Here is a 12,104-nt window from a genome sequence, read left to right as displayed (position 1 = left end):
TTGCCCGGCTTGTCGGGCTCGCGCTTGTCCCAGGGGTACAAAAAGACGCCGCCGCGCGTGAGGATGCGGTGCACATCGGCCACCATGCTGGCCACCCAGCGCATGTTGAAGTCTTTGCCGCGGGGGCCTTCCTTGCCGGCCAGGCATTCGTCCACATAGCGCTTCACCGGCTCGTCCCAGTGGCGCATGTTGCTCATGTTGATGGCGAACTCTTTGGTGTCGGGCGGTATCTGCACGTTCTCTTTGGTGAGCACGAACGAGCCTTGCTCGCGGTCGAGCGTGAACATGGCCACGCCGTCGCCCACGGTGAGCACCAGCGTGGTTTGCGGGCCGTACACACAGTAGCCAGCGGCCACTTGCCGGTGCCCGGGTTGCAAAAAGTCGCCTTCGTCCACGCCCCGGTCGTCTTCGGGCATCTTGAGCACGCTGAAGATGGTGCCGATGCTGACGTTCACGTCGATGTTGCTGGAGCCGTCGAGCGGATCGAACAGCAGCAGGTATTCGCCCTGCGGGTAGCGGTTGGGCACCACGTAGATGCCTTCCATTTCTTCGCTGGCCATGGCGGCGAGGTGGCCGCCCCATTCGTTGGCTTCGATCAGCACCTCGTTGGCAATGATGTCGAGCTGCTTCTGCATCTCGCCCTGCACGTTTTCGGTGGTGGCCGCGCCGAGCACGCCGCCCAGGTCGCCTTTGTTGACGGCCTGGCTGATGCTCTTGCAGGCGCGTGCCACCACTTCGAGCAGCAGACGCAGCTGGGAAGGGATGTGGCCGTCAACGCGTTGCTGTTCGACGAGATAGCGGGTGAGGGAAATGCGTTTGGTCATGGTGGGTTTTCGTTTCAGTCTGCCAGGGCCCGCGTCACAACTTCGCGCACATCGTTGCTGAGGTCGGGCTTGGCGGCCACGCGGGCGATGGCTTCGCGGGCGGCGCTGCGGTAGGGCTCGGCGAGTTTCTTCCAACGGTCCAGCGCGCGGGCGAGGCGAGCGGCCACTTGCGGGTTGAAGGCATCGAGCTCGATGACGCGTTCGCTCCAGTACAAATAGCCCGCCGCATCGGTGCGGTGGAAGGCGCCCGGGTTGGCGCTGCAGTAGCTGAAGATCACGCTGCGGGCGCGGTTCGGGTTCTTGAGGTGGAAGTCGGTGTGCTTCATGAGCTGGCGCACCGCGGGCAACACGTTGCCACCGCGGTCGGGCGCGCCGGCCTGCAAGGCAAACCACTTGTCGAGCACCAGGTCTTCGTTCTGGAACATGCTGTGGAAGCGGGCGAGTGCATCGCGCGCCAGGGCGTGGTCGCTCACCACCAGGGCCGACAAGGCGTTGAACCGGTCGGTCATGTTGCCGGCGTCCTTGAAACGCTGGTAAGCGCGGCCGGGCCACACCGCATCGCCGCTGGTGCGTGCGTCCAGGCAGAGCATGGTGAGTGCCATGCCGGCGAGCGCACGGCGGCCGGTGCTCACCGGGTCGGGGCGGTAGGCCCCGTTGTCCTTGTGTGCATCAAACGCCCAGGCCCAGTCGGCCTGCAAGGCCTGCGCCAGTTGCAGGCGCATGGCTTCGCGCACGGCGTGCACGCGCTGCGGGTCCACCTCGCCCAGCTGTTCGGAGATGTAGGTTTCGCTCGGCAGCGTGAGCACGAGTTCCTTGAACGCGGCGTCCAGCGTGGGGTGGCGCAACACGTCGCGCATGGCGCCCAGGTACGCCGCATCCAGCGGGGCAGCGGGCACCGGGTCGTCGCTCAGGATGGCCATGAGCGCGCGGCGCAGGGCCAGTCTCTGGGCGGCTTCCCAGCGGTTGAACGAGTCGGTGTCGAAGGCCAGCAGGGTGAGCAGTTGGGCGTCGGTGTAGTGGCAGTCGAGCACCACGGGGGCCGAAAAACCGCGCAGCAGCGAGGGCACGGGTTCGCTGTCGAGGTTGACGAAGGTGAAGCTCTCGCTGGGCTGCGTGAGCACCAGCGTGCGGCTGCCCATTTCGGGCTGGGTCCAATGGGCGAGCTGCAGTGGCAGCTGGACGCCGTCGGCACTGAGCAGACCGAGCGAGACCGGGATCACGAAGGGTTCCTTATCGGCCTGGCCGGGCGTGGGCGCACAGCTCTGGGAGAGCGTGAGCGTGTAGCTGCGTGCAGCGGCGTCATACACGCCCTCGGCGCGCAGCCGCGGTGTGCCGGCCTGGCTGTACCAGCGCTTGAACTGTGGCAGCAGGCGCGCCAGATCGCTGTGGGGATTGGCATCGGCCACCGACTGTGCGAAGTCGTCGCAAGTGACGGCCTGACCGTCGTGGCGCTCGAAGTAGAGCTTCATGCCGCTGGCAAACCCGTCGCGTCCCACCAGGGTCTGCATCATGCGCACGACCTCGGCACCTTTTTCGTACACGGTGACGGTGTAGAAGTTGTTGATCTCGGCGTAGCTGTCGGGCCGCACCGGGTGCGCCATGGGGCCCGCGTCTTCGGGAAATTGCGCGGTGCGCAGCACACGCACGTCTTCAATGCGCTTGACCGCGCGCGCCGAGGGCTCGGCGCAGAGGTCCATGCTGAATTCCTGGTCGCGGAAGACGGTGAGGCCTTCTTTCAACGACAGCTGGAACCAGTCGCGGCAGGTCACGCGGTTGCCGGTCCAGTTGTGAAAGTACTCGTGGCCCACGACCGATTCGATGTTGGCGAAGTCGGTGTCGGTCGCGGTGGCGCTGTTGGCCAGCACGTACTTGGTGTTGAAGATGTTGAGGCCCTTGTTCTCCATCGCGCCCATGTTGAAGTCGGCGGTGGCGACGATCATGAAGCGCTCCAGATCGAGCGGAAGGCCGAAGCGGGCTTCGTCCCAGACCACGCTGGCGATCAGCGAGTTCATGGCGTGTTCGGTCTTGTCCATGTCGCCCGGGCGCACATACACCTGCAGCTGGTGCTGGCCGCCGCTGCGCGAGGTGATGCGCTGCTCACGCGCCACCAGCTGGCCGGCGACGAGTGCGAACAAGTAGCAGGGCTTCTTGTGCGGATCGACCCACTTCGCAAAGTGGCGGCCATCGGGCAACTTGCCTTCTTCCACCAGGTTGCCGTTGGACAGCAGCACCGGATACTTCGCCTTGTCGGCGCGCAGTGTCACGGTGTAGCTGGCCATCACGTCGGGGCGGTCCAGAAAGTACGTGATGCGGCGAAAGCCCTCGGCCTCGCATTGCGTGAAGAAGGTGCCCTGGCTCACATACAGGCCCATGAGCTGCGTGTTCTTCTCGGGTGCGCAAGTGGTGAAGATTTCCAGATCGAACGGCTCACTGCCTTCCGGCAGGCTCTCCAGCACCAGTTGCTGCCCGTCCATCTTGAACGAGCAGCCCGCGCCGTTGACCAGCACGCGCGCGAGGTTCAGGTCTTCGCCGTCCAGCCGCAAGGCTTGCGCCGCCACTTCAGGGTTGCGGCGCAGGCGCATCTTGTTGAGCACGCGCGTTTTGGCCGGGTCCAGGTCGAAGCAGAGGTCGACGGTGTCGATCCAGTAAGCCGGGGCGGCGTAGTCTTCGCGGCGAACCACGGTGGTGGGGCCTTCACGCAGTGAGCTCATGTTCAGACGCCTTGCTTCAGAGATGCTTCGATGAAGGGATCGAGATCGCCGTCCAGCACTTTTTGCGTGGCAGAAATCTCGACGTTGGTGCGCAGGTCCTTGATGCGGCTGTTGTCCAGCACGTACGAACGGATCTGGTGACCCCAGCCCACGTCGGTCTTGGTGTCTTCCAGCTTCTGCTGTTCTTCCTGCTGCTTGCGCAGTTCGAAGTCGTAGAGCTTGGAGCGCAGGCGCTTCCACGCCACGTCGCGGTTGCCGTGCTGGCTGCGGCCGTCCTGGCACTGCACCACGATGCCGGTGGGAATGTGCGTGAGGCGCACGGCGGAATCGGTCTTGTTGATGTGCTGACCGCCGGCGCCGGATGCGCGGTAGGTGTCGGTGCGCACGTCGGAGGGGTTGATGTTGATCTCGATCGAGTCGTCGATCTCGGGGTACACAAACACCGACGCGAACGAGGTGTGACGACCGCCCGACGAGTCGAACGGGCTCTTGCGGACCAGGCGGTGCACACCGGTTTCGGTGCGCAACAGGCCAAAGGCGTAGTCGCCTTCGATCTTGATGGTGGCGCTCTTGATGCCCGCGGTGTCGCCCTCGGTCTCGTCTTCAATCACGGTCTTGAAGCCCTTGCGCTCGGCGTAGCGCAGGTACTGGCGCAGCAACATGCTGGCCCAGTCGCAGGCTTCGGTGCCTCCGGCGCCAGCCTGGATGTCCAGGAAACAATTGAGCGGATCGGCCGGGTTGCGGAACATCCGGCGGAACTCGAGCTTCTCCACCTCGGCCGCCACCTTGGCGGCCTCGCCTTCGATGGTGATCAGGCCGGCGTCGTCACCGTCTTCGCTCGACATCTCGAACAGCTCGGTGTTGTCGGTCAGCTCACCCGTGAGGCGGTCGAGCACCAGCACCACATCTTCAAGGGATTTTTTCTCGCGACCCAGGTCCTGGGCTCGCTTGGGATCGTTCCAGACCGTGGGGTCTTCCAGTGCCGATTCGACTTCCTTCAACTTCGATGCTTTGGCATCGTAGTCAAAGATACCTCCGGAGCTCGACCACGCGTGTGGTCAGGTCTTCGAGCTGCGATCGGATGGCGTTGCTGCGTTCGGCTTCCATGGGGTGTTCCTGCGGTCAATGTTCAAAACCGCGATTTTCTCACGCCATGCTGCCGCCAGCGGCGGCTCGCCTCAAAAGCGCCAGGTGGTGCCGAACATGACCGCAGCCGTGCCCAGCAACTGGATCTCCAGCGTGCCCTTCGGTGACAGGCGGTAACCGATGGCCGGCACCAGCACCGGCGAGAAGCCGCCCACGTTCAGCGGCACCTTGTTTTTGTACTCGCCCACGTAGCCATAGATGATGCCGGCGCTCACCGAGGCGTAGACCTTGGGGTAGGCCTTCCACAGCCCGGGCCAGCTTTTGCCCACGAAAGCATAGGCCGAGGGCTGACCGAACGAGTTGTTGAACAGGGCAAAGCCGCAGTAGCGGTTGTTGGGCAGCAGCCGGCTCACGCTGACCGCATACACCTGCTCGTGTTCGCTATCGGGCGACCAGTGGTGGGTGTAGGGCGAAAAGAAGGCCTCGTAGAGGGGTGCATCGGGCTCCGCGCTGGCCGGTTGGTCGTAACCCGGGCACAGGTCCCAGTTCCCTGCCTGGGCCTGGGCGCCCATGGCGAGACCCAGAATTGCCGCGGCGGCGGGCTTGAAGAATGGGCGTAGGGTCAATTTCATAACGCGCGAGTATGCCCGGCTGCCTTGGAGCGCGCGATCCACAGGAAGCAGAAACCCGCAACTCCGTCAGCGGTTTTCAGGGTGCGGTGTTCAGGAACGTTTCGATCAGATGCGCCAGTTCGGTCGGCTGGTCGTGGTGCACCATGTGACCGGCTTCCTGCACCACAGCACTCTGCAATCGCGGTACGGCGCGGATGCGCTCCTCGAACTGCGCCAGCGTGTAGCTGCCCTTCCACCACTGGCCCAGGCTGTCGTCGCTGGCGGTCACCGACAGCACCGGTGCGCTGATGCGGCGGTAGATCTCCAACGCTTCGTCAAGCCGGTAGATGTGTGCGCTGGTCACCTTGTGGGCCGCGTCGCCCAGAATGTCCCACTCGCCTTGCGCGTTGGGCGCCGCCCATTGGCGGGCCAGCCAGTCGGCCTTGTCCTGCGCCAGGCGAGGGTTGGTTTTCATGAGGCGGCGCGCCACACCGTCGGCGTCGGCGTAGCTTTTGAGCGCCTTGCCCCCGCGTTGCACGGTCTTGATCTCGTCCATCCACTGCGCGTAGCGGCCAGGCGCTTGTGCGGGCCGTGTTTCGGGCATGCCGAAGCCTTCGAGGTTGACGAGGTGTTCCATGCGCTGCGGACGAACGCCCGCGTACATCATGGCGATGTTGCCGCCCATGCTGTGGCCCACCAGGTCCACTTTGCGTTCGCCAGCGTAGTGGTCGAGCAGGGCGTCGAGATCGGCCATGTAGTCGGGGAACCAGTAGCTGTCGACCGGCGGGCCTTCGAGCTTGGTGTGGCCGAAGCCACGCCAGTCGGGCGCGATGATCCAGCGCTCGGTCTGCAACGCGTCCACCACGAACTGCCATGAAGCCCCCACATCCATCCAGCCGTGTACCAGCACCAGCGGTGCCACGCTGTCGCTGGGCTGGCCCCACACACGCACGTGGTAACTCAGGTTGCGGACCGGGACGAATTCGCTGCGTGAGGCTCTCAGTGCTTGGTACATTCGTTGGATCATAAAGAACGAGACCGAGACACAACATGCGCCCGAGTCAAGCCAGAGACAAGACAGACAAGCCCCTGGACCTGTACGACACGCTGCACAGCCGCTTTGGCTGGCATGTGCCCGAACACTTCAACATGGCGCAGATGTGCATGCGCCGCTGGGCCGAAGATGCTGCGCATTCGGGCGCTGTGGCCGTGGTGGCCTGCGCACCGGGCGAAGACGATCAGGCTCACAGCTACGGCGACTTGCTTGACCAGGCGAACCGCCTGTCCAACGCACTGGCTGCGCTGGGCGTGCAGCGCGGAGACCGGGTGGCCATCGTGCTGCCGCAACGTTTTGAGACTGCGGTGGCCTACATGGCGGTGCTGCAGATGGGTGCGGTGGGCATGCCGCTGTCGCAACTCTTCGGGCCCGAGGCACTTGAATACCGGCTGCAGGACAGCGAAGCCGTGGTGGCCATCTGCGACCAGCCTTCGTTGCCCGCATTGTTGACGGTGCGAGACGACTGCCCATTGCTGAGGTGCGTGATCGGCGTGGATGGTGACGGCACGCCCGAGGGCATGCGCGCCGACCTCGACTGGACTTCGCTGCTCGCGCAGGAGCCCGCGGAGTTCAAGCCGGTCGACACCTGGGCGGACGAGGCAGCGGTGTTGATCTACACCAGTGGCACCACCGGCAACCCCAAGGGCGCCTTGATTCCGCACCGCGCGCTCATCGGCAACCTCACCGGCTTCGTGTGCAGCCAGAACTGGTTCGGCTTCGATCCGTTTGACGTGTCCGTGCCGTCGACGGCGGTGTTCTGGTCGCCGGCCGACTGGGCCTGGACCGGTGGCCTGATGGACGCGTTGCTGCCCACGCTGTATTTCGGTCGACCCATCGTGGCGTTCAACGGGCGCTTCAGCCCGCAGACCGCGTTTGAACTGATCCAGCGCCATGGCGTCACGCACAGCTTCCTGTTTCCCACCGCGCTCAAGGCCATGATGAAGGCGGTGCCCACGCCGAAGGCGCAGTACAAGTTCACGTTGCAAGGCCTGATGAGCGCTGGCGAGGCGGTGGGCGACGCGGTGTTTGCGTATTGCCGGGATCAACTCGGCGTGACGGTCAACGAGATGTTCGGCCAGACCGAGATCAACTACATCGTGGGCAACTGCGCGCGCCTTTACCCGGCGCGGCCCGGGTCCATGGGCAAGGGCTACCCGGGTCATCGCGTGGCCGTCATTGACGACGCGGGCAACGAGTGCCCGGTGGGTGTGCCGGGCGACGTGGCTGTGCACCGGCTGGACGTGCACGGGGACCCGGACCCGGTGTTCTTTCTGGGTTACTGGAAGAACGCCGCATCAACCCGCGCCAAGTACACCGGCGACATGGCCAACAGTTGGTGCCGCACCGGCGACCTGGCCACGAGAGACGCTGATGGGTACCTCTGGTACCAGGGCCGCGCCGACGACGTGTTCAAGGCGGCGGGTTACCGCATCGGGCCGAGCGAGATCGAGAACTGTCTGGTGAAGCACCCGGCGGTGGCCAACGCAGCGGTGGTGCCCAAACCGGACGCCGAGCGTGGTGCGGTGGTAAAGGCGTATGTGGTGCTGGCGCCGGGTCATGTGGCCGGAGATGAACTGGTGAAGCAGTTGCAGGCGCATGTGAAAGGCAAGCTGGCGCCCTATGAATACCCGAAAGAGATCGAGTTCATTGACTCGCTGCCCATGACCACCACGGGCAAAGTGCAGAGGCGGGTGTTGCGGTTGCAAGAAGAATCGAGGGCTGCGTTGCGTGCCTGAACCTCGCGGGCTCGTGAGCGCATGGCGCTCTGCTCCGCGGTCGCCGATGACCGGTCTCACCGGAGAAAACCCAACTCAGGCCACGGGACGCCGGGACCGCGACTGGTCCCGCGCCACTTCGATGAACTCCAGCACCTCGGCACGCGGTTGCGAACCGCGCCGCCACACCAGTCCGACATCGACGGTGGGCACTGCATCGCGCAAGGTCCGCACCTCCACGTGCTCAGCGTCCAGCGTCCAGGGCCGGTAGAGAAAGTCGGGCAGCACCGCCAGGCCAGCACCGACCCCCACGAGCGAACGCACCGCCTCCAGCGACGAGGTGCGCAAAACCGTGCGCGGCTTCAACTGGTGGCGCGCCCACACACTGCGCATCAGCACCTCGATGCGGTCGGCCTGCAGCACCACCAGATCGTGCTGCACACACTCGGCCAGACTCACCTCCGATTGCGGGGCCAGTGGGTGGTCGGCCGCCATCCACACGCGGTTGGGTGAGCGGGTGAGTGTCTCCGCCATCAGCGCCTGCGGCTCGCCCAGCGCGTTGCTCACCATGATCGCAATGTCCAGTTCACCGTTGATCAACAAGTGTTCGAGGAAGGGTGGAGCGTCTTCCACCACCTTCAGGTCCACACCCGGACAGGTGCGGCGAAAGCGCGCGAACACCTCCGACAGGTAGTAGCCCGCCACCAGACTGGTCACCCCGATGGTGAGCGCGCCGGCCAGCGGCGTGGCACTCGGGTACACGCCACGCGTGGCGTCGGCCACCGCGCCGATCACCCGCCGCGCCTTCACCTGGAACCGGTGGCCCTCGGGCGTGAGCCGCATGCCCTTGGGGCTGCGCTCGAACAGCACCAGGCCGAGTTCGTCTTCAAGCTCCAGCACGCTTTTGGTGATGGCCGATTGCGCAATGCTGAGCATGCGCGAGGCTGCGGCCACCGAGTCCGATTCGGCTACCGCGAGGAAGTAGCGGAACTGCTTGAGCGTGATGTGGCGGTTCAAGATGGTGCGCGAATGGAGGCGGGGGCGCCCTGTTGCGGTGCAATAAAGCGTTGGGTAAACCCTTGATCTCTATTTTCGAGATAGCTTACTGCAGCAATATTGAATTTTGAAAGCGGTGGAGGGCTTCATACGATGCGCTTCGGTTGGCCTGCCGCGCGGTGGGCTGCGTTTCACAAACCGTTCTCAAACCGAAGGTGATCGACCATGAAACTCGCACAACGCCCCATTGCCCGCACTGTTGCGGGTCTCGTGACGACGGCCCTTTCCCTGGCTACCCTGGCACCCGCCGCGCATGCGCAGTCGGCCCTCAAGCAACTGGGCAAGGGCGAAGGCCAGGTGGACATCGTGGCCTGGCCGGGCTACATCGAACGTGGCCAGACCGACAAGAACTTCGACTGGGTGACCGACTTCGAGAAGAAGACCAGCTGCAAGGTCAATGTGAAAACCGCCGGCACCTCGGACGAGATGGTTGCGCTGATGAACGAGGGCGGCTTCGACCTCGTGACCGCCTCGGGCGACGCTTCCATGCGGCTGATTGCCGGCAAGCGCGTGCAGCCGATCAACGTGGACCTGATTCCCAGCTACAAGACAGTGGACCCGCGCCTGCAGAAGGCGCCCTGGCACTACGTGAACAACACCCACTACGGCACGCCTTACCAGTGGGGCTGGAACGTGCTCATGTACAACACCACGGTGTTCAAGGACAAGCCGCCGACCAGCTGGAACGTGGTGTTTGAAGAGATGACGCTGCCCGACGGCAAGAGCAACAAGGGCCGCGTGCAGGCTTTCGACGGCCCGATCTACATCGCCGACGCCGCCCTCTACCTGATGAAGAAAAACCCGGCGCTGGGCATCAAGGACCCCTACGAACTCAACGAAGCGCAGTACAAGGCGGCGCTGGAATTGCTGCGCGGGCAGCGCAAGCTGGTGGGCAAGTACTGGCACGACGCGTTCGTGCAGATCGACGACTTCACCAACGAAGGTGTGGTGGCGTCCGGCAGCTGGCAGTTCATGGCCAACATTCTCAAGAGCAAGAACCGCCCGGTGGCCACCGTGGTGCCGACCGAAGGCGCCACCGGCTGGGCCGACACGACCATGCTGCACACCGAGGCCAAGAACCCGAATTGCGCCTACATGTGGATGGAGCATTCGCTCAACACCAAGCTGCAGGGCGATCTGGCCGCGTGGTTCGGCTCGGTGCCCTCGGTGCCTGCGGCCTGCAAAGGCAACAAGCTGCTGACCGACCAGGGCTGCGCCAACCAGGGCTACAACAGCTTCGAGCGCATCTCGTTCTGGAAGACCCCAACCTCCAAGTGCGCGTCGCAGAACAACGCCTGCGTGCCGTACCACAAGTGGGTCTCTGACTACATCGCAGTTCTGGGCGGCCGCTGATTTCATGACCATCGCTGTCACGCTGGAAGCCGTGTCCTGCGTGTTCGGCAGCGGTGCACAGACCGTGCGCGCTGTCGATCACGTGGACCTCACCATCGAAGGGGGAGAGTTCTTCACCTTGCTCGGGCCCTCGGGCTCGGGCAAGACGACCTGCCTGCGCATGATCGGCGGCTTCACGCTGCCGACCTCGGGGCGCATCCTGATCGGTGGACAGGACGTGTCGCACCTGCCGCCGTACGCGCGGCCGGTGAACACCGTGTTTCAGGATTACGCGCTGTTCCCGCACATGAACATCCGCGACAACGTGGCCTACGGCCTGATGGTGCAAGGCGTGGAGAAAGCGCAGCGCCATGCGCGCGCCGAGCAGATGCTGGACCTTGTGCGCCTGTCGGGCGTGGGCGCGCGACGCCCGGGCCAGCTCTCGGGCGGGCAACGGCAGCGGGTGGCGCTGGCGCGGGCACTCATCAACCAGCCGCAGGTGCTGCTGCTCGACGAACCGCTGGGAGCGCTCGACCTGAAGCTGCGCGAGCAGATGCAGACCGAGCTGAAGGCCTTGCAGCGGCAGCTCGGCATCACCTTCCTGTTCATCACGCACGACCAGCACGAGGCACTGTCCATGAGCGACCGCATCGGCGTGTTCAACAACGGCCGGCTCGAGCAGGTGGGTGCACCGCAGGCCATCTACAACCGCCCGGCCACACGTTTCGTGGCCGAGTTCGTGGGTGCGGCCAATGTGTTTGACGGTGCGCGTGCGCGCGAGATCGCTGGCGTGGACAGCGTGATGCTGCGGCCCGAGCGCATTCGCATCGGTGCGGCGCCGCAGGCGCGCCTGAGTGGCGCGGTGATCGACGCGCAGTACTTCGGTTCGTTCTCGCGCGTGCGGGTGGACTGGGCCGGCGAGGCGGTGTCGGTGGATCTCAACCCCGAGCTGCACCCCGAACTGCCCACACCGGGCGACACGGTGCACCTGCACTGGCAGGCCGACGCGGTGCACCCGCTGCAGAACGCCGGAGCTGCGCCATGAGCGTGGCACTGCCCGTGGCCGCACCGGTGCTGCCGCGCACAGGCCCGCTGCGCTGGCTCTCGGACCTGCTGTACACACGCCGCGGCCTGTTGCTGGCCGCACTCCTCGGGCCACCGCTGCTGTGGTTCGGCGTGGTCTACCTGGGCTCGCTGTTCGCGCTGCTGGCCAACAGCTTCTTCACGCTCGACGAGTTCTCCGGCGTGGTCGACCGCTCGCAGCTCTCGCTGAACAATTTCCGCGAGATGACCGAGCCGGCCAATGTGGACGTGGTGCTGCGCACCGTGGCCATGGCGATCAGTGTCACGCTGGCCTGCGGCGTCATCGCCTTCCCCGTTGCCTACTACATGGCCCGCTATGCGCGCGGCCCGCAGAAGGCGCTGCTCTACATCGCCGTCATGCTGCCGCTGTGGTCGAGCTACCTGGTGCGGCTCTATGCGTGGAAGCTGCTGCTGGCCAAGGAGGGCGCCATTTCCTGGGTGCTGGCCGAGGTGCACATGACCTGGCTGCTCGACGCGCTGCTGTCCACGCCCGGCATCGGCGGCAACTCGCTCTCTTTCTCGCGCCTGGGGACCTTCATCGTCTTCGTCTACATGTGGCTGCCCTTCATGATCCTGCCGATCCAGGCGGCGATCGAGCGCATCCCCGGTTCGCTGCTCGAAGCATCGAG

At 64.9% G+C, this 12,104-nt stretch carries 10 protein-coding genes; 4 read left to right on the top strand and 6 right to left on the bottom strand.

Annotated elements, in window-relative coordinates:
* The 5 genes from Q0C59_RS15505 to Q0C59_RS15485 form a co-directional block, all read right to left on the bottom strand.
* The coding region (locus Q0C59_RS15505) for a class 1 fructose-bisphosphatase (protein WP_291217064.1) at positions 1–824 on the bottom strand (824 nt) is incomplete at its 3' end.
* Positions 825–838: 14 nt separating this feature from the next.
* Complete coding sequence (pepN, locus tag Q0C59_RS15500; protein WP_291217062.1) at positions 839–3,535, bottom strand: aminopeptidase N; 2,697 nt, start codon at positions 3,533–3,535, stop codon at positions 839–841.
* Positions 3,536–3,537: 2 nt separating this feature from the next.
* A protein-coding gene (gene prfB, locus Q0C59_RS15495; protein ID WP_291217059.1) for a peptide chain release factor 2 occupies positions 3,538–4,642 on the bottom strand; the annotation gives its coding sequence in 2 pieces (ribosomal slippage) (positions 3,538–4,560 and positions 4,562–4,642; 1,104 coding nt in all).
* A gap of 71 nt (positions 4,643–4,713) precedes the next feature.
* Complete coding sequence (locus Q0C59_RS15490) at positions 4,714–5,253, bottom strand: hypothetical protein (RefSeq protein ID WP_291217055.1); 540 nt, start codon at positions 5,251–5,253, stop codon at positions 4,714–4,716.
* Between the two features lie 76 nt (positions 5,254–5,329).
* Positions 5,330–6,247, bottom strand: a complete 918-nt coding sequence (locus Q0C59_RS15485; protein ID WP_291217053.1) for an alpha/beta fold hydrolase — start codon at positions 6,245–6,247, stop codon at positions 5,330–5,332.
* A gap of 35 nt (positions 6,248–6,282) precedes the next feature.
* Between Q0C59_RS15485 and Q0C59_RS15480 the strand changes: the two genes are divergently transcribed.
* Positions 6,283–8,025 carry an acyl-CoA synthetase gene (locus tag Q0C59_RS15480; RefSeq protein WP_291217050.1) on the top strand — a complete coding sequence of 581 codons (1,743 nt, stop codon included), beginning with the start codon at positions 6,283–6,285 and terminating at the stop codon, positions 8,023–8,025.
* Between the two features lie 75 nt (positions 8,026–8,100).
* Here Q0C59_RS15480 and Q0C59_RS15475 read toward each other — a convergent pair whose 3' ends face one another.
* Positions 8,101–9,021, bottom strand: coding sequence for a LysR family transcriptional regulator (locus tag Q0C59_RS15475; RefSeq protein ID WP_291217047.1), 921 nt, complete (start codon positions 9,019–9,021; stop codon positions 8,101–8,103).
* A gap of 204 nt (positions 9,022–9,225) precedes the next feature.
* Here Q0C59_RS15475 and Q0C59_RS15470 point away from each other — a divergent pair, with 204 nt between their 5' ends.
* The 3 genes from Q0C59_RS15470 to Q0C59_RS15460 form a co-directional block, all read left to right on the top strand.
* The gene (locus tag Q0C59_RS15470) at positions 9,226–10,413 is read left to right on the top strand and encodes an ABC transporter substrate-binding protein (protein ID WP_291217045.1); all 1,188 of its coding nucleotides are present in this window, start codon (positions 9,226–9,228) and stop codon (positions 10,411–10,413) included.
* Between the two features lie 4 nt (positions 10,414–10,417).
* Positions 10,418–11,437 (top strand): ABC transporter ATP-binding protein, encoded by a 1,020-nt coding sequence (locus Q0C59_RS15465; RefSeq protein WP_291217042.1) that lies wholly within the window; start codon positions 10,418–10,420, stop codon positions 11,435–11,437.
* The coding region (locus tag Q0C59_RS15460; protein WP_291217040.1) for an ABC transporter permease at positions 11,434–12,104 on the top strand (671 nt) is incomplete at its 3' end. The genes Q0C59_RS15465 and Q0C59_RS15460, both read left to right, overlap by 4 nt.

Source organism: Hydrogenophaga sp., from assembly GCF_022844385.1.
Classification (GTDB): domain Bacteria; phylum Pseudomonadota; class Gammaproteobacteria; order Burkholderiales; family Burkholderiaceae_C; genus Hydrogenophaga.
Note: the sequence above shows the minus strand (reverse complement) of the source record. Positions and strands in the feature narration are given on the sequence as shown.